This is a genomic window from Bradyrhizobium sp. UFLA03-84, assembly GCF_002289535.1.
Classification (GTDB): Bacteria; Pseudomonadota; Alphaproteobacteria; order Rhizobiales; family Xanthobacteraceae; genus Bradyrhizobium; species Bradyrhizobium viridifuturi.
In genome coordinates this window covers 412,041-437,594 of record NZ_NSJY01000003.1, presented here as the reverse complement: position 1 = coordinate 437,594, position 25,554 = coordinate 412,041, and the positions used below count along the sequence as shown (strand labels likewise).

The window sequence follows — 25,554 nt, the reverse complement described above, 5'->3', positions numbered from 1 at the left end:
TCATTCCAGCGTCGACGCGCTACCCGCGTTGGGGCCTGCCCTTGCGGCAATTTACGAGCGGCCATCGGTCCCCAACCAAAAACGCCAACGTACAATTACGCGGCAAACTCGTTAGCATATCGCGCGACAACCTTGGAGCGATGCAGCTCACAGTCGGGGGGTCTTCCGCAGATTTGGTATAGTATCGGTGAATCCTGCAACCAGCATTAGGTGCGGGAGGAACTTAACCTGGATGAAACTCTTTGTTGCCGCGGTAGCTTGCCTGGCATCCCGCGCGCGAAGGACGCTTGAAAAATGACCAGGAGATTCAAGGTCGGCGATCACGTCAGCTGGAATTCCGAGGCCGGACGCGTCTCGGGCACCATCATCAGGATTCACACGCGTGATTTCGACTACAAGGGGCACATCCACCGCGCCTCGGCGGCCGATCCGCAATACGAGATCAAGAGCGACAAGACCGACCACGTCGCGGCCCACAAGGGCGGCGCGCTCCATCCTGCGTAGCAGGGGCGCGGCGTGGCACTCCCGTTCTTCACGATAGGTCATTCGAACCGCAGCCTCGAGGATTTCGTCGCGGTCCTCACCGCGGCCGGCACGGACCGTGTCGTCGACATCAGAACGGTGCCGCGCTCGCGAACCAATCCGCAGTTCAACAAGGACACGCTTCCCGGCTCGCTCAACGCGGCGGGCATTTCATATGAGCATCTGGCCGATCTCGGCGGGCTGCGCGGCAAGGCGCGCAGCGTGCCGCCTTCGGTCAACGGCTTCTGGAGCAACGAGAGCTTTCACAATTACGCCGACTATGCGCTGTCGCCGCAGTTTCACGCTGCCCTGCAGCGTCTGCGCGACGAGGGCCACGCGCAACGCTGCGCGATGATGTGCTCGGAGGCGGTGTGGTGGCGCTGCCACCGCCGCATTGTCGCCGACCACCTGATCGCGGCCGGCGAGAGTGTCGTCCACATCATGGGAGAGGGCCGGCTCGAGCCTGCCCGGTTCACCGAAGGCGCCATCGTGCAGGGCGATGGGATGGTGGTCTATCCGGCGACGGGGCAGCTCGATCTATGAGAGCGTGATGCAACCCGCGGCGACCGCGGTGTGCCATGCGCTTCACTCCACGCTGCGCTTCCAATAGCCGGTGCCGAGCTTACCGGTGATGACAGCAGTTGCGTCATGGACCTCGTAGGAACCGGCGTCGCTGTAATTCCGCATGCCCTTCAGCGCGTGTAGCGTCCAGCGGCCGTTGGCGAAGGTCACGGTGCCTTCATGGGCTTGCGCCGAGCGGAACGGCTCGGCGTGGAATTTGTAGGTGCCGTCGGCCATGATCTGCCAGATCCAGCGCGACTGGCCGCGGCCACTCGCCACCATGATCTCCCAGGTGCCGACCAGCGCGGGATCGATGGCACCGACTGGCGTTGCCGGCGGCGCCGACAATGCCGGAGCGGCCGCTGCCGGCGCATTGTTCGCCTGCTTCGCGCTTGCCGTCTCGGCGGGCGGCGCTGCCAGATAGATCGCCTTGCGCGACAGCGAGCCGTAGACGAAGGGCTGCTGCTCGTTGCGCGTCGCCTCCATCACGTCATCGCGGACGTTGCGGAACATGAACGTGACCTCGACGCCCGGCGCCTCGATGTTGCGCAGCAAGGCTGCGGCGAACGGGCTGTTGCGGCCGTCGCCGTCGAGCGCGGTGGTGCCGTCGCGCGCGGCATAGGCGACCAGCACGTTGCCGACCGGCTCGATGCGGCCGAGCCCGCTGGTCGTAGCGGCGCGGGTCGCGATCGAGCGGCTCATCTTCGCCGCGAACGGATTGTTGCGGCAGGCGTCGAGGATGACGAGGCCGAGACTTCCGGTGTTGGAGACCTGCAGCATCACGCTCTGCAGGCTGATCGCTTCATTCGCGGCATCGGTGTCGCGCTTCAATTCGGCATCGACCGGGATCAGCCAGTTGTCGCCGTTGATCTCCATGCCATGGCCGGCGAAATACACCGTTGCCATGTCGGCGCCGGCGGCCTCGTGTCCGAATGCGATCAGGCCGCGCCGCATCTCATCGAAGCTGCCGTTCCTGATCAGGGTGACGGCGAAGCCGAGGCGCTTCAGCGCCGCGGCGATATCGCCGGCGTCAGTCGGCGGGTTGGTCAGCGCCGGCACGCTTTTGTAGGCGCCGTTGCCGATCACCAGCGCCACCCGCTTGCCGTCGGCGGCGGCCGGCGGCGAGGCAAGGCCGACGAGCGCCGCGGCAACAGCCAGTCCCGTAACAAACGCGCGGCGGTTCATGCTGGACCCGTTCGGAGGTGACGGGTGCAGGGTATCGCAGCCGGCGCGAGCCGGCCATGGAAATGGCAATGCGTCAGGCCGCCTGCTTCGGCATCCAGACGCCGGCCGGCACCGGCTCGGCGGGCAACAGGCCGGCGCCGGCGGCGCCCGCGATCGACATCGTGATCTCGTGGATGTCCTGCACCGACCGCTGCATCGAGAAGCGCGGATAGAGCTCGCTCATCGTGGCGGCGGTCGCCGCCTGCGCCGCGGCAGGGTCGGCCAGCACGGCCTCGACGGCGGCGGCGATGCTGGCCGTGTCCTGGCCGAAGCTGTAGCGGGCAAGATGCGGCATCTCCGCTGCCGAGAAGCGGTTGGCGTCGAACACCGGCACGGTGCCGGCGCCGAGCGCGAAGAATACCCGGTCATGCACCGACAGGTCGATATTCGGATTGAGCGAGACCGCGGCGAGATAACTGCCGAGGCTTTCGCGCATCGCATCGAAGGTCATTGCGCCGAGCACGCGGGCCGGACGTCCGCTGACGTCGAGATCGCTCCAGCCGCCGCCGATGAAGTCGACGGGATAGTCGGCAAGCACGGCACCGACCTCACGGGTGCGCACGCCCCTGGTGTAGTTGTCGAGCCGGGTCAGGATCACGTTGAACAAATCGCCGCCCGGCGTCAGATAAACCAGATGCCGCTCGGCGACGTCGACGATGATCTTGGGAAACGCGCCGCAGGTCTTGCCGCGCGCCTCGGCGATCGCATCGAACAGCAGCGCGAACAGTTTTGGCGGCATCGTCTTGCGCCAGCCGCGCTCGAGTCCCAGCGGATTCCAGCCGGACTTGGCGAACATCAGCCGGCCGTTGCGCTGCTCGGGCGGCAGGCCGCCGAAGAAACCGGGATCGGGGATGCCCATATGGGTCGCAAATACGCTGCCATTGGCTTGGAGATGGTCGCGGTTGAACGCGGCGTGGTCCGGAAACACGTAGCCATGCGCGGCGTAGCGGCTTTCGAGCCCGTGCCGCTTGGCGAAGTAGCAGGGGTGGTCGCAGAACCAGGTGAAGACAGGAATCTGCGCGACGTCCCAGAACAGCCTGCCGTCCTTGGTGTGGATGTCGAGCCCGATGCCGGAGAAGCCGAGCGCCATCGTCTCGGCCTTCCGCGGCAGCAGGGCGTTGAGCCGGGCCGAGAAATCCGGCGCCAGCATATCGAGCATCTTGACCTCGTGCCCGAGCCGGTCGAGCTCGGCGGCGGCCATCGCGAGGATGCCGCGCAGTGAATCATAGGTGGTGTTGCTGGAATACAGGACGCAGATCACGGACATGGAGCCCCCGCGCATGATGCTGTTGCCGCGCGCGCGGACAAATCCATCGCCTCGCATGCTGTCAGTTGAACGGCCAAGCCGGCCGTTCCGGGCTCGGAATTATCGTGGCCTTAACCAAAATCTTCGCCGGAAGTCGACCGCAGCGCCGTTGAAGCTCCGTCGGGATGTCGCGGCGGGCTGCCGCCTGGGCCCGCGCGGGGCGGGGGCCACATGCAGCTTGAAAGCTTCGACGTCGTCGTGGTGGGGGCGGGCTTCTTCGGCGCCGTGGTCGCCGAACAGGTAGCGAGCAAGCTCGGCCGCTCGGTCTGTGTGCTCGATCGCCGGCCGCATATCGGCGGCAATGCGTATTCGGAAGTCGATTCCGACAGCGGCGTCGAGGTGCACCGCTACGGCACCCATATCTTCCACACCAATTCCGAGACGGTCTGGCGCTATCTGCAGCGCTTTACGTATTTCACCGACTACCGTCACCGCGTCTTCACGGTGGCGAGCGGCCGCGTCTACTCGATGCCGATCAACCTTGCGACCGTGTGCGCCGCGTTCGGCCGCATCATGTCGCCCGACGAGGCGCGCGCCGTGATCGCGGCGGAGGCTGCCGCGCACGGCACGGCCGGCATCGGCAATCTCGAGGACAAGGCGATCGCCTCGGTCGGCCGCACGCTCTACGATCTCCTGATCCGCGGCTATACGCAGAAGCAGTGGCAGACCGATCCGCGCGAGCTCTCCGCGGACATCATCGGCCGCCTGCCGGTGCGCTTCAGCTTCGACGATCGCTACTTCGCCGACCGCTATGAGGGCATGCCGGTCGACGGCTACACCGCGATCTTCCGCCGGATGCTCGAGCATCCAAAAATCGCGGTCGAGCTCGGCGTCGACTATTTCGACGTCGCTGAGCGCATCACGCCGCGCCAGCTCGTGATCTATACCGGGCCGATCGACCGTTTCTTCGGCTATGCCTGCGGCCATCTCGGCTGGCGCACCGTCGACTTCGCACGCGAGGTGCACGAGGTCGCCGATTTCCAGGGCGCCGCCGTCATCAACTACGCCGACGCCGAGGTGCCGTTCACAAGGATCCACGAGTTCAGGCATCTGCATCCCGAGCGCGCGCATGCCGAGAAGCGGACCACGATCTATCGGGAATATTCCCGCTTCGCCGGCCGCAACGACGAGCCGTATTATCCGATCAACACCGCTGCCGACCGCGCCATGCTCGTGTCCTATCACGCCATGACGGCGGCGCATCCGAACGTGATCTTCGGGGGCCGGCTCGGCTCCTACAAATATCTCGATATGCATCAGGCGATCGGCGCGGCGCTGAAGACGTTCGAGCACGAGGTCGAGCCGTTCTTCGCAGGGGACATGCGCACCGGCGGTACCGCCGCGCGCCGCCACGCCTTGTCGCCCTTGTCGGCGTGATCTAATCCTGCGAGCTGCGGGCACCAAATCGCATAACAATCGCCCGCCCCGGTGAGGAAACAATGCGAAAGATCGTCATTGCCGCGGCTGCCGCCGCCACGAGTCTTGCCTTCAACATCGCCCACGCTGCGCCGCCGCTCCCGGAAGCTTCGGCGCATCAGGCCGGCTTCTCGGACCAGGGGCTGGCGCGGCTCGACGACTTCTTCGCGCGCGAGATCGCAGCCAAGCGGGTGCCCGGCGCCGTGGTGGCGATCGCGCGCGACGGCAAGCTGGTGCACTACAAGGCCTATGGCCAGCTCGATCCGGTCAAGGGCACGCCGATGCCGATCGATGCCGTGTTCGCGCTGGCCTCGATGACCAAGCCGATGGCGGCGGTCGCGGGGCTGACGCTGCTGGAGCAGGGCAAGTTGCCGCTGCAGGCGAAGGTCGCCGAGTTCTATCCGGCGTTCGCCGACATGAAGGTCGGCGTGCAGCAGGCCGACGGTTCGCTGACGATGGAGCCGCAGGCGCGCCCGATCTTCATCCACGATCTCTATCGCCACACCTCCGGCCTGATGTATGGCGGCCGGCCCGACAGCTCGAGCGCGCTGGCCCGGCTCTATCCCGACGGCACCGCGCCGGCGGTCGAAGGCGACACGGCGGCCTTCATCGACCGCATCACCAAGCTGCCGCTGGTGCATCAGCCCGGCACCGAGTTCGAATACGGCTTCTCGATCGACGTGCTCGGCGCGGTCGTCGAGAAGGTGTCCGGCCAGCGGCTCGGCGACTATCTTGCCGCCAATGTCTGGAAGCCGCTCGGCATGAAGGAGGCGACGTTCCACCCGAGCGACGCCCAGCGCGCGCGGCTGGCGCGGCCGTTCCCCAACGATCCGCTCACCGGCAAGCCGCAAGCCATCAAGCTGCTCGACACGCCGACCAGGTTCGACTGCGGCGGTGCCTGCTCGTTCGCCACCGTCGGCGACTATGTCCGCTTCGGGCAGATGCTGCTCAATGGCGGCGAGCTCGACGGCAAGCGCATCCTCAGCCCGCAGATCGTGCATCACATGACGTCGAACCACCTCGGGCCCGAGATCAAGAACAAGGTCGCCGCGATCGAGCCGCATCGCGGCGGCTTCGGCTTCGGGCTGGCGGTCGCGGTGCGCACCAGCGAGGGGCTGTCGTCGGTGCCGGGCAATCCCGGCGAGTTCACCTGGAACGGCGCCTACGGGACGCAGTTCTTCTGCGATCCGAAGGAGCGCCTCGTCGTGGTGGTCGGAACCGCAGCGCCCGGCGACCTGCGCAAATATTATCGCGAGAACGTGCAGGACATCGTCTACGGCGCGATGGTGAAGTGATCGTCCTCCAAATTTCTGGAGAGTGGTTCACAGATGTCGGTTCGCCGAAAATGGCAAAAGGCCCGCCGCTCAATCCGAGCGACGGGCCTTCAAATTTGCGTGGGCTACCACCGCCGGTAGACGCCGGTCAGCGTGCCGTTGTTGTTTCCTTCCGGACCAACGTCGCCCTGGGTCGAGCTCGGCGCCGGATGGTTGCTGCCGTTCATCGCGCCAGACCAACCGGGTTCATTGTACATGACCTGCGGCTGATAGGTCTCGTAGCGCGGGCCGCCGTAGTATCGTGGGCCGGGGTTCCCGTTGGGATAGTAGCCCTGCGCGAACGCACCGGCCGTCGTTGCGATCAGCGACGCCGCGGCCAGAGCCAGGATCTTGGTGTTCCATTGCATTCATGCACTCCTTGCTGGTGTCGCGACCAACGACCGCCGCGGACCAGCGTTCCTGATCCGCCATACAGTTGACGAAGGTGAATTTGCTCGGAGCTGGGATCAGGATTTGGTGAGGTGGGCTTGCGCTGTGAGATTGGCGCGCCGGCTCTGCCCGGTCGCATGCATTCGCCGGATCGCTATGCTTTTCCGGCTATAACGGTCCACGGCAAGCTGCGCCCGAGCTGGGCGGTTCGTAAAAGGAAGCCCGCCGACCGGGGCGGGCAAGGTCTCAGGGAGGAAAACGCTCTGACAAGGGAGCGTGCAGCCAGTCTCCTCGATTCGAGTGCGGCTGCGAAGATCGTATAACTACTGTCATCAGGGCCGGCATTATGCGAATGCTGCTGCAGGCCGCGGCCGGACGGCAAGGCAATAACAAGGCGCAATAACCGGCGCGAATAACAGGGGAAGTTCATGAGCACGTCTGGAGTTTTTGCCCGCGTCGTCGCGGCGATCGGGGCCGGCGCGGTGGCGTGGCGGCGGATGCAGGGCGCACAGCCCGCGCCCGCCTGGGGCAACGCACCGCAGATTCCGGCGGCGAAGTCGCAGGGCGCGATTCCGACCTTGAAGATGCCGACCGCCAGGGGCTGGGACAAGGGCCAGCTTCCGACCGCTGCGCCCGGGCTCAGGGTTAACGCCTTCGCGGCCGGGCTCGATCATCCGCGCTGGATCAACGTGCTGCCGAACGGCGACGTGCTGATCGCGGAGGCGACGCAGATCGCGGGGACACCGCGCAGCGTCTTCCACTATGCGATGCAGGCGACGATGCGGCGCGCCGCGGCGCTCGGCGTCAGCGCCAACCGCATCACGCTGCTGCGCGACCGCGATGGCGACGGCGTCGCCGAGAGCCGCGGTGCCTTCATGGAGGGATTGCGCCAGCCGTTCGGCATGGCGTTGATCGGCGACACCTTCTATGTCGGCAATACCGACGGCGTGGTCGCGTTTCCCTACACCGCGGGCGCCGACCGCATCACCGCCGAAGGCCGCAAGCTCGTCACCTTCAAGCCCGACGGACACTGGACCCGCAGCCTGCTGCCGAGCGCCGACGGCAAGAAGCTCTATGCCGGCGTCGGCTCGCTCAGCAACATCGCCGAGAACGGCATGGCAGTCGAGGAAGGCCGTGCCGCAGTCTACGAGCTCGATCTCGCCGCCGGCACCAGCCGCATCTTCGCCGGCGGCCTGCGCAACCCGGTCGGGCTCGCCTGGGAGCCGAACACCAATGTGCTTTGGACCGTCGTCAACGAGCGCGATGGCATCGGCGACGAAACGCCGCCGGATTATCTGACCTCGGTGCGCGACGGCGGCTTCTACGGCTGGCCCTATTGCTACTGGGGGCAGACGGTGGACGATCGCGTGCCGCAGGATCCGGCGATGGTCGCCAAGGCGATCCAGCCGGACTACGCGCTCGGCGGCCACACCGCCTCGCTCGGCCTGTGCTGGATGCCCAAGGGCACGTTGCCCGGTTTCCCCGATGGCATGGCGATCGGCCAGCACGGCTCGTGGAATCGCTCGACGCTGTCGGGCTACAAAGTGGTGTTCGTGCCGTTCGAGAACGGCCGCCCTTCGGGGCCGGCGCGCGACATCCTGTCGGGCTTCCTCGCGCCCGACGAGAAGGTCTCCTACGGCCGCCCGGTCGGCGTCGCGCTCGGTCCCGACCGCTCGCTGCTGGTGGCCGACGACGTCGGCAACGTGATCTGGCGCGTCACCGGGGCGTAGGCGGCGCGCGTCGAGGTCAGCGGGCCAGGAATTCGCGGATGGCGTTCGCGATCTCGGCGGCGTGCGTCTCCAGCGCGAAGTGACCGGTGTCGAAGAATTTGACCACCGCCTTCGGATTGTCGCGCTTGAACGCCTCGGCGCCCGGCGGCAGGAAGAACGGATCGTTCTTGCCCCACACCGCGAGGAACGGCGGCTGGTGGGTGCGGAAATAATTCTGGAAGGCCGGATAGAGCGCGACGTTGCTCTTGTAGTCGCCGAACAGGTCGAGCTGCACGTCATGCGCGCCGGGACGCGCCATGTAGTAATTGTCGAGGTTCTGGCCATCGGGCGACACCGCCGCCGGATCCGACGTGCCGTGGGTGTACTGCCAGCGCGTGGTCTCCGGCGTCAGGAAGGCGCGTAGCGCATCGCGATTCGCCTGCGACGGGTCCTGCCAATAGGCCTTGATCGGCGTCCAGCCGTCGCTGAGGCCTTCCTCATAGGCATTGCCGTTCTGCGAGATGATGGCGGTGATCCGCTCCGGATGCTTGAGCGCCAGGCGGAAGCCGGTCGGCGCGCCATAGTCGAACACGTAGACCGCGTAGCGATCGAAGCCGATCACCTCGGTGAAGCGATCGATCACGCCGGCGATGTTGTCGAATGTGTAGCTGAACGTGTCGCGCGGCGGCGTGTCCGACTGGCCGAAGCCGGGCAGGTCCGGCGCCACGATGTGGAATCTGTCCGCGAGAAGCGGGATCAGATCGCGGAACATGTGGCCCGCGCTCGGGAAGCCGTGCAGCAGCAGCAGCAGCAGCAGCTTCGGCGCACCCGGCGAGCCGGCCTCGCGATAGAACACCTTGAAGCCGTCGACATCGGCGGTGCGGTATCTGACCTGGGACATCTGTCACTCCTTGTGATCGTGATGTGGTGGTGAGTTGGTCTTAGGGTTTGATCTGCGTCGCTAGTCCGCTGATTGCCTCGGGCCTGAGGTAGAGCAGCAGCGCGCAACACACCGTGGCGAAGCCGAGCAGCGGCACGAAGGGGGCTATGGCCGCGCCGGCCGCGAACACCAGCAGCGCGAGCAGCGTGCGGCGCCGTGTCCAGGTCCGCACGCGTTCGGAAATCATCGTCTGGTCCGCCTGCGCGAGCACCGCGCGTTCGAAGCCGAGATATGCGAGATCGATCAAAAGAAAGATGACCGCATAGACCACCACCGGCGCGGCAGCCATGTGTGACCGCGCGACCCACGCCGTTGCAAACGGCAACAGCGAGACAGCGAACAGGTGGACGAAGTTCAGCCAGATCAGCCGCGGCGTCGGTTGCCGCACCAGCTGCAGCAGATGGTGATGGTTGACCCAGATCACCGCGATGAACAGATAGCTTGCCGCATAGCTGATCGCGGTCGGCCACAATGGCAGCAGGTCCGCGAACGCCGTACCCTCCGGCGCCTTGAGCTCAAGCACCATCACGGTGATGATGACCGCGATCACCGCATCGGAAAAAGCGCCTAGCCGGTCGGCCGATAGAGGTTTGTCCTGCATGGCAGCTCTCCTGTCCTGATTGCGGAACGAGTTTCACGCCGCGACAACGCCGCGGATGGCCTCCCGGATCACGTCAGTGACGAGCCTCGGCGCCGTGACGATCGGCGTATGATCGACGGCATGTGAACGGACGGTCGCCCTCATGCGGGCCGCCATGCCGCGCTGGGTCTCCGGCGCGATCATCCGGTCCTCCTCGGCGACCAGGAACCAGCTCGGGACGTCCTTCCACCGGGGACGGCCGACCGGCACGGTGATGCAGGCGGGCGAGATCGGCCGCTGCACGGCGGCGAGCACCGCGAGGTCCTCGGAACGCGCGCCTTGCGCGAAGGCCGACGCGAAAGCGGACTCGGGCAGCCAGATCAGGCCGTCGGCGTCGGGCGCGAGTGTTGGCGCGAACGGATGCGGCGGCAGGCGATAGAACACGTCGGCGACCGTTTCGCCCTCGTCCGGCGCCAGCGCCGCGACATAGACCAACGCCTTGACCCGCGGCGAGCGGGCCTCGGCGATCACGGCGCCGGCATAGGCATGGCCCGCCAGCACGACCGGTCCCTCGACGCGATCCAGCGTGCGATTCAGCGTGCGATTCAGCGCGGCGACATCGTCGGCGAGCGAAGTCAGCGGCAACGGTGCCGCCACCGCGGTGATGCCTTCGGCGTCGAGCGCCGTGATCACCCGTGCCCAGCTCGACCCGTCGGCCCATGCGCCATGGGCAAGCACCACGCTGACATCCTTGTTCGACATCGCTCGCTCCCTTGTATTAGTAACCTATCAAATTGCATTTGACAGGTTACGACGCTTATGATCCAGTGCTCGTAACTTGTCAACTAGCTTTAATCAGGTTATTTCGGCGGCGCCGGAAAGTCCGTGCAGGAGGCATCACCGTGCAATCCCACCCGCCCGCGATGTTCATCGCCGACAGCCTGGGCCTCGATTTCATCAATTCGATCGCGACCCCGGTCGATACGCCGGTCGACTGGATCGCCGACAGCGGCGGCCTGCTGCGCTGGCTGGCGCAGGCGAAGCTGGTGCCGTCAGATGTGCTCGACGAGCTCGAGGCGCGGGCGAGGCCGGGCGAGCTCGACGATGTCGCCGCTCAGGCGCGCGATTTGCGCGAATGGTTCCGTGGCTTCGTCCGCAAGCACATGGGCCGGCCGCTGGCGCCGCGCGCGCTCAGGGAGCTCGAGCCGCTGAACCAGCTGCTCGAAAGCGATCAGGCATACAGCCGGATCGTGGCGCATCGCCACGACGATCATGACGGCTTCGCGCTGGAGCGCACGCGGCGCTGGCGTCCTGCGGAAACCTTGCTGCTGCCGATCGGCGAAGCGATGGCCAGGGTCGTCTGCGAGGAAAGCTTTTCCGACATCAAGGCGTGCGAGGGCCCGGCCTGCACGCTGATGTTCGCCGATCATACGCGAGCGCGCGCGCGCCGCTGGTGCAGCATGGCGATCTGCGGCAACCGCGCCAAGCAGGCCGCGCACCGCAGCCGGATGAAGGACAGGGGCTGAGACCAAGAAACAAGCAAAGGAGAGCAACAAGTGGCGCTTCCTCTGATCGTGTTCGACGTCAACGAGACCCTTCTCGACCTCGAGACCATGGAGCCGGTGTTCGCGCGCATCTTTGGCGACAAGAGCGCGATGCGGCTCTGGTTCGCGAACTTCATCATGTATTCGGCCGCGCTCACGGTGGCGGGCTGCTATGTGCCCTTCACCGAGATCGGCGCTGCCGTCATGAAGATGCTGGCCGACACGCGCGGCATCAGCATCGACGAGGCAGACAGGAAGGAGCTGACCGAGAAATTCTCCACCATGCCGCCGCATGCGGAAGTGCCGGCGGCGCTGCGCAAGCTGCGCGCGGCGGGCTTCCGGCTGTTCACATTGACCGACAATCTCCTTGAGGTGCAGACGCGGCAGCTGACGCATGGCGGCATCGTCGACCTGTTCGAGCGGCGCTTTTCCGCCGACGGCGTCAAGCATCACAAGCCGTCGCGGCAGGCCTATGGTTATGTCGAGCAGGAGCTCGGCGCGAAACCTTCGGAGTTCTGCCTGATCGCCTGCCACACCTGGGACACGCTGGGTGCGGTCGCCGCCGGCTGGGAGGCCGCGCTGATCAAGCGTCCCGGCAATGATCTGCTCGGCGTCGGTCCGCAGCCGCAGGTCGTGGGCGACAATCTCGACGACGTCGCCGATCAGCTGATCCGGCGCTATGGCGCCAAAGGGTAACGGCCGCTGACGGATTTTGCGGCGGCAGGGGAGCAGGCAACAACCCCTCCCGGCCCGATCGCTCGGAAGCGCATAAAACCGGAATGAATTCCATAGCGGTTTTCAACCATGCCCCTTGAGCCTTCCTCAACTTCCCCGGCCGATGCTCGGCCTGCCGCAGGGATCGACAGGGATCGACAAGGAGCTTGAGCATGCCGGCCAAGGCACGAACGATCGGACGGGCGACCGCGACCAACGCCACCGCGCAATCGCGCGAGGATATCCTGAACGCGCGAGCCATCAGCACGCTGGGCGCCGGCGTCGTCAACGCGATGAGCGCGGTCGGCGCCGCCGTCATCAAGAAGCACAAGCCGGCGCTCGGCAAGAGTCCGGATTGGTTCTGGCACATGTTCGCGAAATGCGAGGCCAAGGCTGCGCGCGTCGCCGAGCAGGCCGCGCGCGATCCGCAAGGTTGCGGCGATGCCACCTTCATCGAGGTCTATGCCGCGCAATTGCCGAAGCTGATGGCGGCAGCACTCGAGAGCCACGAGAAGGCGCTCAAGGCGAAGTGACGCGACGCAATAGAGAGAGGGCGATAACGGCGGTCGTCCCGCCGTCGTTCCCTTGACCTCTCGAATGCGCTGCCGCGCAGGGCAGCCATGCAGCTGAAACCACGACCCGGCTTTGTTCGTAACCTGCGGTGGCGGAAGCCCGCGCCCGCGGGCTTCGGATTTTTTCAATCCGGGACGTTCGATGGTGAAGCACCTTATTTCCGATGAAGAGAAGTGTGACGCGTGCAACGGCACAGGTTTTCCCGAGGTCAGGCAGCCGAGCGAGCCGGGACGGAAAATCTATCCCGAGCCCTGCAAGAAATGCGGCGGCAAGGGGCGGATCAGGAAGGCGACGTGGGGCAAGTAGCCATCGCCTAACGACAATCAGCGAACGTCACGGGCCGCAGCCGCGAACGACCGCGACGGGTGGGGTGCGCGCGGGCTGCGGCCGCGTGTGACACGCGTCACGGCGGGCACCAGCGCCGCGCGCCATTGATAGCGCCATGAACGGGCGGTCCCCGTCAATCATGGAGCTGAAGATGACGTCCACCCTTGCAATCAGCACTTCCGATGACGGCCTTGCTCTCGTGCCGGAGCACGATCAGGCCGCCGCGTCCCTCGTCCCCTCCGATGCAGCCGCTGTGCCGCAGCGCCAGTTCTGGGAGACCGAGCACACCCGGCCGGACTTCCAGCCGTCCAACGACGCGGCGCCCGAGCTGGTCGCGGCGACCGCGAACTATCTCGGCGAATGCATGCGGCATCCCTATCTGCCGGTGTCCGAAATCCGCGCGCGGCAGTTCGCCCGCATCAAGGAGCTGGTCGAGCTCGCCTACCGCGACATTCCGGTCTACCGCAACAAGTACGATGCGGCGGGCTTCAAGCCGGAGCATCTGCGCGATTATGACGACATCCAGAAGATTCCGGTCATCACCAAGCCCGAGCTGGTCGCGGCCTTCCCGGACCAGTGCGTCAACAAGAAGTACAAGCCGGAAAACCTGTTTCCGACCCGTTCATCGGGCTCGTCCGGCCAGACCCTGCTGATCCGTGTCGACTATGACGCCGTCATCACCGACACCATCCAGGGCGTCCGCCAGTTCGCGATGCAGAGCGGCGGCAATTACCGCGCCGAGGACCTGCTCGCCCATGTCTATACCGTGCCGTGGTGGTTCGATTCGATCGGCGGTGACTATCCGACCGCGTTCATCTCGAACCTGATCCCGCCGGCCCGCGTCGCCCAGCATCTGCGCTATCTCGGGCCCAAGATTCTGTCGCTCTATCCGTCGAGCCTCGATGCGTTGATGCCGCATGTCGACGAGTTCCGTTCGTCGCTCAATCTCGCGGTGACGCATTCGGAATACTCCTCGCGCGCCGCCCGTCAGGAATGGTCGCGTCAGCTCGGCGTTCCCGTGCTCGACGAATATTCCTCCGAGGAAGCGACGCGGATCGCGCTGGAGATGCCCAACGGCCAGTATCATGTCTGCGAGGACACCGTGCATCTCGACGTGCTCGACCCCGTCACGATGGCGCCGCAGGCCGACGGCCAGTCCGGCATCGCCGTGATCACCAACCTGCTCAACGAGGCGATGCCGTTCATCCGCTACGTCCAGGGCGACTACATCACCCGGCCGGCCAATCCGGCGCCATCCGATATCAACTGGTCGCAGATCGCCAGCATCGACGGCCGGCTCAACGACGCCTTCGTCAACCGCGACGGCCGCAAGGTGCCGGCCGGCAGCATTCTCGATGCGACCTATCGCTGGATGTTCGACTGCAACCTGCATCTGGCGCAGTTCGAGATCGTGCAGCGTGGCGTCGACCTCGTCGAGGCGCGCGTCGTGCTCGGCCAGGATACGCCGCTGTGCCGGCTGCACGGCTCGGTTTCGCATCTGCAGGACCTGCTCGCGGCGTGCCTCGAGCATCCGGTCCGGGTGCAGGCCAACGCGCTGCTGGCGTTTCCGCCCAAGGTCGGCAAGCGCCGCCCGATCCGCCGCGAGTTCGACTAATCGAGAGTGCCGTTCCGATCGAATCGGAACGGCACTCTCCATCTTGTCTTGACGCGTTTTCTTCACGCGAACCGGTATCCACTTCGCTCGAAAACGCTTTAGCAAACGGAGGTGCGTGCCATGACACAGTCACTGAACCGCATCGCCGCGATGACGGCGCGTTATTACTACATCCTGCGCTCGTCATCGCTGCGGCTGCTCGAGATCATCTACTGGCCGGCGATGCAGATGATGGTGTGGGGGTTCCTCTACACCTACCTCTATGACAGCAAGTCGGCGATGGCCTCCACCGCCGGCCTGCTGCTCGGCGCCGTCCTGCTTTGGGACGTGCTGTTTCGCGGTCAGCTCGGCTTCACCTTCACCTTCCTGGAGGAGATCTGGTCGCGCAACCTTGCGAACCTGATGATGAGCCCGCTGCAGCCGTTCGAGCTTGCGGCGTCGCTGATGGCGATGAGCCTGATTCGGCTCGTGATCGGCACGCTGCCGGTGATGCTGCTGACCTTCGTGCTGTTCGGCTTCAACGTCTTCGCGATGGGGCCGGGGCTGCTCGCCTTCTTCCTCAATCTGGTGCTGACCAGCTGGGCGATCGGGCTCGTGATCGCAGGCCTCGTGATCCGGCAGGGCTTTGGCGCCGAGAGCCTCGCCTACTCGATCATGATCGTGCTGCTGCCGCTGTGCTGCGTCTATTATCCGGTCACCGCGCTGCCGCTCTGGCTGCATCCGGTCGCCTGGTCGCTGACGCCGACCTATGTGTTCGAGGGCATGCGCGCCGTGCTGCTCGACGGCACCTTCCGCACTGACCTGATGATCGAATGCCTCGCGCTCAATGCCGTCTATCTCGGCGTGGGCTTCATCACATTCGTCGCCCTGCTGCAGAGCGCCCGCCACAAGGGCGGCCTGCTCACCATGGGCGAGTAAGGGAGACATCCATGAGCCGCATCGAACGCTTGCTGCCCCGCAGACATCTGACATCCGTGTCGCCGAACACCGCCCCCGCACAGGGCAATTCGTCGGACCTATCCAGTCCCGATGAAGTGCCAGCCATCGCGGTCGAGGATCTCTGCAAGCAGTACCGCACCCATTGGGCGGTCGACGACGTGAACTTCATCGTGCCCAAGGGCTGGACCGTCGGCCTGCTCGGCGGCAACGGCGCCGGCAAGACCACCACCATCGCCATGATCATGGGCCTCGTGATCCCGAGCTTCGGTCGCGCCATGGTGCTCGGCCATGACATGGCGACCGAGCGTCACAAGGTGCTCGGCCGAATGAATTTCGAGAGTCCCTATGTCGCGCTTCCGGGGCGGCTCACCGTGCGCCAGAACCTGACCGTGTTCGGCCGGCTTTACGGCGTCACCAACCTCAAGACGCGGATCGAGGAGCTGATCGAGGATTTCGAGCTCGGCGACGTGCTCGACCGCGTCACCGGACGGCTCTCGGCTGGCCAGAAGACCCGCGTCGCGGTGGCGAAGGCGCTGATCAACGATCCCGACGTGCTGCTGCTCGACGAGCCGACGGCCTCGCTCGATCCTGACCGTGCCGAGTGGGTACGCAGCCGGCTGCGCGCCTATCAGAAGCGCCGCGGCGCCACCATCCTGTTGTCCTCGCACAACATGACCGAGGTCGAGCAGCTCTGCGACTTCGTCGTGATCATGAGCCACGGCCGCGTCGTCGCGATGGGGCGTCCGCAAGAGCTCGCCGAGCGCTTCAAGTGCCGCGACCTCGACGAGGTCTTCATCTATCTGGCGAGGGTGGCGTGATGTCCTCATCTGGTTCTCCGAACGACAGACCGGTTGCGATCCGCAGGGAACGCCGTTCGGACGTGGCGGCGCGGGAGAGTCTGCTCGACGCCGCATTCGGTCCTGGCCGCTTCGCCAAGACCTCGGAGCGGCTGCGCGAGGGCCGCAAGCCTGCGCGCGGCCTCGCGTTTGTCGCGCGCCGTGGCCGCCGCCTGGTCGGAACATTGCGGCTATGGCCGGTCGTGACCGGTACCGGTCATGCCTGCCTGCTGCTCGGCCCGCTCGCGGTGGCGGAGGAGGTGAGGTGCCTCGGCATCGGCGCCGCGCTGATGCGCCAAGCGTTGCAGCGGGCCGATCTGCTCGGTCATCGCGCCGTCATCCTGGTCGGGGACGCCGGCTATTACGAACGCTTCGGCTTCTCGGCGGCGTCGACCGGCGCGCTCCGCATGCCCGGCCCCTACGAACGTGAACGTCTGCTGGCCTGCGAGCTGGCGCCGGGCGCGCTTCGCGGGGCGGGGGGCCTGATTGCTCCAGCCAGCCCGCCGCCATCGCGCTTGTCCGGATTGATGGACCGGATCGCCGGCAGCCAGGCCCCGATCGGACAACCGGCCTGATCCGGCACCTTTTCCGCCGTGGAGGGCCTTTTCCGTCACGGGAAGGCCTTGGGGGCATGGCGATTTGGCCGGTCTTGGCGTAAAGCAGCGCCAAATCGTCATGCGGCCGTGCCGCCTGCCGGGGTCGCAGCTTCAGGTCGTCCCGCTCGACGTTCTGCGCCCGGACCAATCAAGGTTTCCCATCTCGTGCCCTTTCCGACCACAAGTCCGCCGCTCGCCCATGCCCTGGCTGAGCGCAACTACGAACAGCCGACCCCCGTCCAGCTCGCCGTGCTGGCCGACGACGCCGCCGGCCGCGACCTCCTGGTTTCCGCCCAGACCGGCTCGGGCAAGACCGTTGCCTACGGATTGGCCATGGCAAGGGATCTGCTCGGCGACGCCGAGCGGTTCGAGCCGGCCGCCGCGCCGCTGGCCCTGATCGTGGCGCCGACGCGCGAGCTCGCCTTGCAGGTCCAGCGCGAGCTGGCATGGCTTTACGAGCATGCCGATGGCCGCGTCGTCTCCTGCGTCGGCGGTATGGACCCGCGCCGCGAGCAGCGCGAGCTGGCCCAAGGCGCCCACATCGTGGTCGGCACGCCCGGCCGGTTGTGCGACCATCTGCGGCGCGGCCGGCTCGACATTTCGGGATTGCGCGTCGTCGTGCTCGACGAGGCCGACGAGATGCTCAATCTCGGTTTTCGCGAGGACATGGAATTCATCCTCGAGACCACGCCGGATACTCGCCGCACGTTGTTGTTCTCGGCGACGTTTCCGCGCGGCATCGTCGCGCTGGCCAAGCAGTATCAGCAGCAGGCGTTCCGGATCGAGGTCGCCGGCGACGAGGGCGGTCATTCCGATATCGAGTACCGTGCCATCCGGGTCGCCGCCGACGATGTCGAGCACGCGGTCGTCAATGTGCTGCGCTTCCATGAAGCGCCGAGCGCGCTGGTGTTCTGCAACACGCGGGAAGCCGTCAGGCACTTGCAGGCGGCGCTGCTGGAGCGCGGCTTCTCCGTGGCCGCGCTGTCGGGTGAAATGACCCAGAACGAGCGGACCCAGGCATTGCAGGCGTTGCGCGACGGGCGGTCGCGGGTGTGCGTTGCGACCGACGTCGCAGCGCGCGGCATCGACCTTCCGAGCCTCGATCTCGTGATTCATGCCGACCTGCCGAAAGACCCGGAGGTCATGCAGCATCGCTCGGGCCGCACCGGCCGCGCCGGCCGCAAGGGCGTCAGCATTCTGCTGGTGCCGCCGGCACGGCGGCGGCGCGCCGAGCTGCTGCTCGATTTGGCCGGCATCGATATTGTCTGGGGCACCGCGCCGCAGGCCGACGAGATCCGCAAGCTCGACCATGAGCGCCTGTTGAAGGATGCGGTGTTCTCCGAAGAGGCGACAGCGGACGACCTGGTTCTCGCGCAGGCCTTGCTCGCCGAACGGTCGCCCGAGGCGGTCGCCGCTGCGCTGGCCCGGCTCTATCGCGCGCGGCTTCCGGCGCCCGAAGACATTCTCGATCCCGGCGAGGGGCGGGGCCGCGATCGCGGCGATCGCGCCTCGTGCCGCGATGAGCGCGCCGCCGGGCCGCGAGCGAAGACCGGCAAGTCTCCGCGCCATGGCATGGAGGAGGCGACCGTCTGGTTCCGCGCCGCGATCGGGCGCCGCAAGAATGCCGAAGCGCGCTGGCTGCTGCCGATGATCTGCCGCCGCGGCGGCATCGACAAGCGCGACATCGGCGCCATCAAGATCATGGATACGACGACCGAATTCGAGATCGCCACGCGGGTTGCGGATTCCTTCGCGGTCAAGATCAAGCGTCCGGACAAGGAAGACAGCATCCGCATCGAGCCGCTGGCGGACGCACCGCAGGGGGAAGCGCGCGCGGAGAAGCCGGCGCGCAAGCCCAGGCCCGAGCCTTGGCGCGATCGGGATGACGGCGGCCACCGCGCTCCGCGCAGCGACGCGCCGCGTGACGAGGCGCCCGGCAAGCGGCGCGGCAAGCCGGATCGGGAGATGAGAGCGTTTTCCAGCGAAGCGCCAAGCGGTTCGCGCGAAGACTATGCGCCTAGACAGGAATCCAAGGCGCCGTCCCGCTTCGATCGCGAAGCAAGAGGCTCGAGGCCGACGTCCGGCGACGAGCCTAGGTTCGGGAAGAAAAAGAAACATCGGGGCAAGTCCGGCCACGCTGGCCCCACGCAGTGGCCGGACGTGTCGGCGAAGCCGAAGTTCGGCAAGAAGCCAAAGAAGAAGCGGCGCGGTTGAGTTGGCGTGCGGTGTTGCCGCGCGTTCAGAATGCCGATGTGTGAGTCTCGACGCTGCAGCAAACTCAGCGTCGTCCCGGCGAAGGCCGGGACCCATTACCCCGAATGCCCGTTGTTGCGTGACGCTGCGGCTACAATCCCATTCACAATCACATGCGGCGGTTATGGGTTCCGGCCTTCGCCGGGACGACGATGTGGAGGAGATTGCGCGACGAACTCAATTGCGTATGCAGCGCGGCGTCTTTGCCGCTGTCCGCTCGACTGCTACGCCACCAGCGCGATCTTCGGCACTGTTGCGAGCACCGACTGGTTGCGGCCGTTGGCTTTGGCGGCGTAGAGCGCCTTGTCGGCGGCTTCGATCAGGTCGGACCATTGCTGGCCCGCGAGCGGGCGCATGCTGGCGACGCCGATGCTGACCGTGGTGATCAACTCGCCCTCGCACCATTGCTGGACCTTGTTGCGGATCATCTCGGCCAGGTTGAAGGCCTCGAGCGCGGTCATGTTGGGCAGCAGCACGGCGAATTCCTCGCCGCCGAAGCGCGCCGGGCAATCGCCGGCGCGGCGCACCGCGTCCGAAATGCAGATCGCGATTCCGACCAGCACCTGGTCGCCGGCCTGATGCCCATAGGTGTCGTTGTAGGCCTTGAAATGATCGGCATCGATCATCAACAGCGCGACCGGCTGGCCATAGCGGCCGGCGCGCCGCCATTCGCGGTCGATCTCGGCATCGAACTTGCGCCGGTTCTTCAGGCCGGTGAGCGCGTCGGTGGTCGCCATCTCCTCCAGCCTGTCCTCGGCGTCGCCGCGGCGGACGATCTCGCGCGCGAGCACCAGCGTCGCGCTGAGCACGAACAGGACCAGAAAGCCCATGATCGCGCCGATCCGGATCGCCTCGGTGCGCCAGAGATTGAAGACGGCCTCGAGCGGCTTGCCGACCACGACGTAAAGCGGCCCGCCGCTGCTGCTGCGCCTGACATAGAGCCGCGGCGTGTCGTCGACCGGGCCCTTGCCGGAGAACGCACCGCCCACCTTCAGGTTCTCGGATTTCCAGTCCAGCTGCTCGGCGAGGTTCTTGCCGATCACGTCGAGATCGAACGGTGTCCGCATGATGATGGTGCGGTCGTTGCGCAGCACGGTGATGGTGTCGCCCGGCACGAGGTTCAGGCGCCCGAACAGATCATGGAAATAGCTGAAGCGGATCGAACCGACCACGACGCCGAGAAAGCGGCCGCCCTCGCCGACGATGCGCCGGCTCAGCACGATGGCGTAGGCGCCGCGATGCAGCATCGGCCGGCTGACATACAGCCCGGTGTCGGGATGGTCGCGCTGGACGGTGAAATACTCCTCGTCGCCGCGGTTCTCCGGCTGCGGATCGAGGCTCGCCGCGTCGATGGTCAGATCGCCTTTGCTGTCGAACACCTGGATCGCGCCGAAGTGCTTTGCGGTCGCGGCGTGGTCGAACAGGATCAGTTGCCGCAGTTCCTTGCTGACATTGCGGATCTCCGGCATTTCCAGGTTGCTGGCGACCGCCCGCAGCGACAGGTCGTAGAGCTCGATGTTGCGGCTGATGTCGGCCTCGATGCCCGACGCCAGATTCTCCAGGGTGCGGCGGGCCAGTTGTTCCTCGCCGCGGCGCATGTCGAACATCACGCCGGCGCAGACCGCGGAGAAGCCGAGGACGGCTGCAACCGACGCAACGACCAGCAGCCTTGCCGATAGCCGCCAGCGCCGCCTTGCGTCGTGTCCCCGTCGAAATGGCATGTCCCGCTCCAAAGCGCCGTCATGCATCGGGAAATCTTGTTGTCGCCTTAAATGGCGACAGCGGCCGCCGAATGGGTTAACGGGTGGTTGCTGGAACCCTGAGCCCAGAGGATGACGTGAACGATTACGACGCGCTGCGGGATTATCTGAAGAAGCAGCATCTGCCCGAATTCGTACTGACCTTCGAGGAGATCGAGGCGATCATCGATGCGGCGCTGCCGCGTGCCGCGCACCGGGCGTCGTGGTGGGAAACCCTGCGCAGCCCGCAGGAGAAAATGCCGCAGCGCGAGGCCTGCATCGAGGCCGGCTACATCGCGACGCGCCAGACCGACGGCAAGAGCGTCAAGTTCAAGCGCATGCCGAAGCCGCGCTAGAGCGCGATCGCTTTTTTCAAACCAGACCGTGGAGCGCTGCTTCACCTCTCCCAGGGAGAACGGGGCGAGGGAGCGACTGGCGTCGCTGTTCGCGCCTTAGCTCGCGGCTTCCAGCCGTTCCTCGGTGAGCAGCCGCGTCGCGGCGTCGGCGTCCATCGGCTCGCCGAAGGCGAAGCCTTGCGCGTATTCGCAGCCGAGCTGATAGAGCTCGACGGCATCGGAGTCGGTCTCGGCGCCTTCCGCGACCACTTCCATCCCGAGATCGTGCGCCAGCGCGATGATCGATTTCAGGATCACCGGGCGGGTGCCGCGGCTGGTGGTGCGGACGAAGGACTGGTCGATCTTGATGGTGTCGAACGGGAAGCGCTGCAGATAGGACAGCGATGAGTGGCCGGTGCCGAAATCGTCGAGCGACAGCCCGGTGCCGAGCTCGCGGATCCGCGCCAGCATCTGGGCGGCGTGCTCCGGATTCTCCATGACAAGCGATTCCGTCAGCTCCAGCTTCAGCGTGCCGCGCGCCACCGAGGAACGCGACAGCACGGTGCGGATGTCGTGGATCAGATCGTGGCGCAGCAATTGCCGCGACGACACGTTGACCGAGGCGAAGATCGGCTCGCGGGCGCGCATCGCGCGCTGCCACACTGCGAGCTGCCGTGCGGTCTGGTCCATCACGAACATGCCGAGATCGACGATCAGGCCGGTCTCCTCGGCGACGTTGATGAACTCCGACGGCGCCATCCGGCCGAGCTTGGGATGGTCCCAGCGCGCCAGCGCCTCGAAGCCCGCGATCGCGCGATCCTCGAGCCGCACGATCGGCTGGTACAGGATCGTGATCTCCTGCCGCTCGATGGCGCGGCGCAGGTCGCTCTCAAGCGTCAGGCGGTCGGTCTTCCGCGCCCGCATCGCCGGCTTGTAGACGTCGATGCGGTCGCCGCCGATCCGCTTCGAGTGATACATCGCAAGCTCGGCGTCCTTGATGATCTCGTCGGTCAGCGGCGCCGCCGGGTCGGACAGCGCAAGACCGATCGAGGCGGTCAGGAAGATCTCGCGGTCGTTGAAGGCGATCGGGGCGCGGATGGTCTTGCGGATGGTCTCGGCGAAATTGGTGATCCGCGCCGGGTCCTGCTCGGACAGCAGGATCAGGCCGAACTGGTCGCCGGCCATCCGCGCCAGCGTGTCCTGCGGCTTGAGGATGCGGGTCAGCCGGCGCGCCAGCGTCAGCAGGATGGAGTCGCCGACCGCGATGCCGACGGAATCATTGACCTGCTTGAAGCGGTCGAGATCGATCACCATCAGGGTCGGCCGCAGGTTCGGCATGGTTTTCGCGAGGTTCGCCACCGCGCCGAGCCGATCCATGAACAGCCGGCGGTTCGGCAAGCCGGTCAGATTGTCATGCACCGAGTCATGCAGCATCCGCTCTTCGGAGTTCTTAAACTCGGTGACGTCGGTGAGGGTGCCGACCACGCGGGAGACCTCACCGTCGGAGCCGACGACGGGCCGCGCCTTCAGCGCGAACCACATGAAATGGCCGTCGGGGGTACGCAGCCGGAAATCCTGCACCAGGCGGCCGCGGCGCTGGTCGAGCACGCTGTCGAGCGCGGCGCGGAAGCGGTCCTGGTCGAGCGGGTGCAGCACTTCGAGCCATTTCGCGGCCGGGCCTTCCAGCGTGCCGCGCTTGAGGCCGAGCAGCGCCTCGGTCTCGGGGCTCGTGAACACCTTGTCGGCGGAGACGTCCCAGTCCCAGATCAGGTCGCCGGAGCCGGTCAGCGCCAGCGCGCGGCGCTCGACATCGGAGACGACGCCGGTGGTGGCGCCGCCGCCGGCGAAGGCGTGCTGCATCACCGTGAAGCCGATCAGCATCACGATCAGCACCAGGCCGCCGAGCAGCGCCGGACCGACGATGTCGTTGGTGACGGAGCCCGCGACCGTCATGCCGGCCGCGACCACCCAGACCACCAGCAGGAACCAGGTCGGGATCAGCAGCACCGCGCGGTCGAAGCCGTGGGTCGACAGATAAACGATCAGCGCGAAGCCGGCGAAGGCGATCATCACCAGCGACATGCGCGCGATGCCGGAGGCGACCGCGGGATCGAACAGCGCCAACGCCACCAGCGAGCCGAGGAAGACCAGCCAGCCGATCGTGATGTGCGAGTAGCGGACGTGCCAGCGACTGAGATTGAGGTAGGCGAACAGGAACACCAGCAATGTCGCGGCGAGGATCGCCTCGCCCGCCGCGCGCCAGACGCGCTCGGCGTTGTTCGACATGTCGAGCACCTTGCCCCAGAAGCCGAAGTCGACGCCGATATAGACCAGCACCGCCCAGGCCAGCGCGGCGGCGGCCGGGAACATGATGCTGCCCTTGACCACAAACAAAATCGTGAGCACGAGCGCGAGCAGGCCCGAGATGCCGATCACGATGCCCTGGTACAGCGTGAAGGAGTTGACCTTGTCCTTGTAGGCGTCGGGTTCCCACAGATAGAGCTGCGGCAGCTTGTCGGTGCGCAGCTCCGCGACATAGGTGACGACGGCGCCGGGATCGAGCGTGATGCGGAACACGTCGGCGGTCGGACTCTCCTGCCGCTCGGGACGATCGCCGACCGACGGCGTGATGGTTGCGATGCGCGACAGGCCGAGGTCGGGCCACAGCAGGCCTGACGACACGATGCGATAATGCGGCGCAACGATCAGGCGGTCGAGCTGGTCGTCCGTGTTGTTGGCAAGCGCGAATACCACCCAGTTCTGGCCGCCTTCGCGGGCGCGAACTTCGATGCGGCGCACGATGCCGTCGGTTCCCGGTGCGGTGGAGACCTGGATGCGGTCGGTTTCACTACGTTGATGGTCGAGAACCGCCGTCAAGTCGATCGCCGGCGCATCGCTGCGCACGCTGACGGCGTCGATCGCATACGCGTCAGGCGCAGCGGCAAACATCATGAGGCCCAGCGCGAGCAGCGCAAGGCACCTGATCAGACGCAATGTCAGTACTCCGCGATCGACAAACTGCCCGGGCCCGGCGACCGGCCCGGAGGTGGCGCGATAAATGACACGAAAGCGAAGGGAATCAAAGGGTTTCCGCCCCCGCTTCGGTTGCGAGAGTTAAACCACCAACACAATTTTGCCAATATGTTCGCTGGTCTCCATGCGCCGATGCGCGTCGGCGGCCTTTTCCAGCGGGAATGTGCTGTCCATTAGCGGTTTGACGCGTCCTTCGCGCAGCAGCTGCAGCACCTTTGCCTCGATCGCCGCGACCATCGCCGCCTTGTCCGCATTACTACGGGGGCGCAGCGTCGAGCCGGTGTGGTGCAGCCGCTTGACCATCAGCTTGGCGAAATTGGCCGTGGCCTTAGGTGTTCCCGACAGGAACGCGATCTGGACGATGCGGCCCTCGACCGCGGCGGCGTCGTAGTTCCGGTCGATATAGTCGCCGCCGACCATGTCGAGGATCACGTTGGCGCCGGCACCATCGGTCGCCTTCTTCACCGCCTCGACGAAATCCTCGGTTTTGTAGTTCACCGCGTGATCGGCGCCGAGCTTGAGGCAGGCATCGGCCTTGTCCTGCGAACCGACGGTGACGATCACCTTGGCGCCGAACGCCTTGGCGAGCTGGATCGCCATCGTGCCGATGCCCGAGGAGCCGCCGTGAATCAGCAGCGTCTCGCCGGCCTTGAGCGCGCCGCGCTCGAACACGTTGTGCCAGACCGTCATCAGCGTTTCCGGAATGGCGCCGGCTTCCTGCATCGACAGTGAGGCCGGCACCGTCATCGCCTGCGCGTCCTGCGCGATGCAATATTGCGCGTAGCCGCCGCCGGCGACCAGCGACATCACCTTGTCGCCGATCTTGTGCTTGGCGCCTTCGCCGAGCGCGACCACTTCGCCCGCGATCTCGAGGCCGGGCAGGTCGCTGGCGCCGGGCGGCGGCGGATAGGAGCCGGAGCGCTGCGCGACGTCGGGACGATTGACGCCGGCGGCCGCGACCTTGACCAGGATCTCGCCGGCCTTCGGCACCGGCAGCGCGCGGGTCTCCGGCACCAGCACCTCCGGGCCACCGGGCTTGCTGATGGCAACGACGGTCATTTGCGCGGGCAGGTTTGTCATGGTTGGTCC

Annotated in this window: 23 protein-coding genes; 14 read left to right on the top strand and 9 right to left on the bottom strand. The window is 66.2% G+C overall.

Annotated elements, in window-relative coordinates; all coding sequences use genetic code 11:
- The first annotated feature begins 294 nt into the window (after nt 1-294).
- Both CK489_RS02060 and CK489_RS02055 read left to right on the top strand, forming a co-directional pair.
- Entirely contained in the window at nt 295-504 is a 210-nt protein-coding gene (locus tag CK489_RS02060) for a hypervirulence associated TUDOR domain-containing protein (RefSeq protein ID WP_095731100.1), read from the top strand.
- Nucleotides 505-516: 12 nt separating this feature from the next.
- Complete coding sequence (locus tag CK489_RS02055; RefSeq protein WP_095731099.1) at nt 517-1,065, top strand: DUF488 domain-containing protein; 549 nt, start codon at nt 517-519, stop codon at nt 1,063-1,065.
- A gap of 42 nt (nt 1,066-1,107) precedes the next feature.
- Here the strand turns inward: CK489_RS02055 and CK489_RS02050 are convergent, their stop codons facing one another.
- Both CK489_RS02050 and CK489_RS02045 read right to left on the bottom strand, forming a co-directional pair.
- Complete coding sequence (locus tag CK489_RS02050) at nt 1,108-2,268, bottom strand: caspase family protein (protein ID WP_095731098.1); 1,161 nt, start codon at nt 2,266-2,268, stop codon at nt 1,108-1,110.
- Nucleotides 2,269-2,341: 73 nt separating this feature from the next.
- Nucleotides 2,342-3,574 carry a hypothetical protein gene (locus tag CK489_RS02045; RefSeq protein ID WP_143278070.1) on the bottom strand — a complete coding sequence of 411 codons (1,233 nt, stop codon included), beginning with the start codon at nt 3,572-3,574 and terminating at the stop codon, nt 2,342-2,344.
- 210 nt (nt 3,575-3,784) lie between these two features.
- Between CK489_RS02045 and glf the strand changes: the two genes are divergently transcribed.
- Both glf and CK489_RS02035 read left to right on the top strand, forming a co-directional pair.
- Nucleotides 3,785-4,990, top strand: a complete 1,206-nt coding sequence (gene glf / locus CK489_RS02040) for a UDP-galactopyranose mutase (protein WP_095731096.1) — start codon at nt 3,785-3,787, stop codon at nt 4,988-4,990.
- A gap of 62 nt (nt 4,991-5,052) precedes the next feature.
- Nucleotides 5,053-6,324 (top strand): serine hydrolase domain-containing protein, encoded by a 1,272-nt coding sequence (locus CK489_RS02035; protein ID WP_095731095.1) that lies wholly within the window; start codon nt 5,053-5,055, stop codon nt 6,322-6,324.
- Nucleotides 6,325-6,428: 104 nt separating this feature from the next.
- On the opposite strand, the gene CK489_RS02030 is transcribed toward CK489_RS02035, so the two are convergent.
- Entirely contained in the window at nt 6,429-6,710 is a 282-nt protein-coding gene (locus tag CK489_RS02030) for a hypothetical protein (protein ID WP_050631361.1), read from the bottom strand.
- Nucleotides 6,711-7,160: 450 nt separating this feature from the next.
- Here CK489_RS02030 and CK489_RS02025 point away from each other — a divergent pair, with 450 nt between their 5' ends.
- Entirely contained in the window at nt 7,161-8,462 is a 1,302-nt protein-coding gene (locus tag CK489_RS02025; protein ID WP_050631360.1) for a PQQ-dependent sugar dehydrogenase, read from the top strand.
- 16 nt (nt 8,463-8,478) lie between these two features.
- Here CK489_RS02025 and CK489_RS02020 read toward each other — a convergent pair whose 3' ends face one another.
- From CK489_RS02020 to CK489_RS02010, 3 genes are read right to left on the bottom strand one after another with little or no spacing between them, the layout of a single operon-like run.
- On the bottom strand, nt 8,479-9,342 hold the full coding sequence (locus CK489_RS02020) for an alpha/beta fold hydrolase (protein ID WP_095731094.1): 864 nt from the start codon (nt 9,340-9,342) through the stop codon (nt 8,479-8,481).
- A gap of 40 nt (nt 9,343-9,382) precedes the next feature.
- Entirely contained in the window at nt 9,383-9,982 is a 600-nt protein-coding gene (locus tag CK489_RS02015) for a TMEM175 family protein (protein WP_095731093.1), read from the bottom strand.
- A 33-nt stretch (nt 9,983-10,015) separates the two neighbouring features.
- A complete protein-coding gene (locus CK489_RS02010) occupies nt 10,016-10,723 on the bottom strand; it encodes an alpha/beta fold hydrolase (RefSeq protein WP_095731092.1) in 708 nt (235 codons plus the stop codon).
- A gap of 161 nt (nt 10,724-10,884) precedes the next feature.
- Here CK489_RS02010 and CK489_RS02005 point away from each other — a divergent pair, with 161 nt between their 5' ends.
- The 8 genes from CK489_RS02005 to CK489_RS01970 all read left to right on the top strand — a co-directional run bounded on the left by CK489_RS02005 (nt 10,885) and on the right by CK489_RS01970 (nt 19,319).
- Complete coding sequence (locus tag CK489_RS02005) at nt 10,885-11,487, top strand: CGNR zinc finger domain-containing protein (protein WP_095731091.1); 603 nt, start codon at nt 10,885-10,887, stop codon at nt 11,485-11,487.
- A gap of 30 nt (nt 11,488-11,517) precedes the next feature.
- A complete protein-coding gene (locus CK489_RS02000) occupies nt 11,518-12,201 on the top strand; it encodes a haloacid dehalogenase type II (RefSeq protein ID WP_244486408.1) in 684 nt (227 codons plus the stop codon).
- 191 nt (nt 12,202-12,392) lie between these two features.
- Complete coding sequence (locus CK489_RS01995; protein WP_050631357.1) at nt 12,393-12,752, top strand: hypothetical protein; 360 nt, start codon at nt 12,393-12,395, stop codon at nt 12,750-12,752.
- 518 nt (nt 12,753-13,270) lie between these two features.
- Nucleotides 13,271-14,734 carry a phenylacetate--CoA ligase family protein gene (locus tag CK489_RS01990; RefSeq protein WP_128089670.1) on the top strand — a complete coding sequence of 488 codons (1,464 nt, stop codon included), beginning with the start codon at nt 13,271-13,273 and terminating at the stop codon, nt 14,732-14,734.
- A 120-nt stretch (nt 14,735-14,854) separates the two neighbouring features.
- Nucleotides 14,855-15,652: an ABC transporter permease gene (locus tag CK489_RS01985; RefSeq protein ID WP_095731090.1), complete on the top strand. Its 798-nt coding sequence runs from the start codon at nt 14,855-14,857 to the stop codon at nt 15,650-15,652.
- Between the two features lie 11 nt (nt 15,653-15,663).
- On the top strand, nt 15,664-16,491 hold the full coding sequence (locus CK489_RS01980; protein ID WP_095731089.1) for an ABC transporter ATP-binding protein: 828 nt from the start codon (nt 15,664-15,666) through the stop codon (nt 16,489-16,491).
- Nucleotides 16,491-17,084 carry a GNAT family N-acetyltransferase gene (locus CK489_RS01975; RefSeq protein ID WP_095731088.1) on the top strand — a complete coding sequence of 198 codons (594 nt, stop codon included), beginning with the start codon at nt 16,491-16,493 and terminating at the stop codon, nt 17,082-17,084. Before CK489_RS01980 ends, CK489_RS01975 begins: the two co-directional genes overlap by 1 nt.
- A gap of 186 nt (nt 17,085-17,270) precedes the next feature.
- Nucleotides 17,271-19,319: a DEAD/DEAH box helicase gene (locus tag CK489_RS01970; protein WP_095731087.1), complete on the top strand. Its 2,049-nt coding sequence runs from the start codon at nt 17,271-17,273 to the stop codon at nt 19,317-19,319.
- Nucleotides 19,320-19,582: 263 nt separating this feature from the next.
- On the opposite strand, the gene CK489_RS01965 is transcribed toward CK489_RS01970, so the two are convergent.
- The gene (locus CK489_RS01965; RefSeq protein WP_095731197.1) at nt 19,583-21,079 is read right to left on the bottom strand and encodes a GGDEF domain-containing protein; all 1,497 of its coding nucleotides are present in this window, start codon (nt 21,077-21,079) and stop codon (nt 19,583-19,585) included.
- A 116-nt stretch (nt 21,080-21,195) separates the two neighbouring features.
- Between CK489_RS01965 and CK489_RS01960 the strand changes: the two genes are divergently transcribed.
- Nucleotides 21,196-21,453: a DUF7662 domain-containing protein gene (locus CK489_RS01960; protein WP_095731086.1), complete on the top strand. Its 258-nt coding sequence runs from the start codon at nt 21,196-21,198 to the stop codon at nt 21,451-21,453.
- Nucleotides 21,454-21,549: 96 nt separating this feature from the next.
- On the opposite strand, the gene CK489_RS01955 is transcribed toward CK489_RS01960, so the two are convergent.
- Complete coding sequence (locus CK489_RS01955; protein ID WP_050631352.1) at nt 21,550-24,426, bottom strand: EAL domain-containing protein; 2,877 nt, start codon at nt 24,424-24,426, stop codon at nt 21,550-21,552.
- Nucleotides 24,427-24,546: 120 nt separating this feature from the next.
- Nucleotides 24,547-25,545 (bottom strand): NAD(P)H-quinone oxidoreductase, encoded by a 999-nt coding sequence (locus tag CK489_RS01950; protein ID WP_095731085.1) that lies wholly within the window; start codon nt 25,543-25,545, stop codon nt 24,547-24,549.
- Nucleotides 25,546-25,554: the final 9 nt, after the last annotated feature.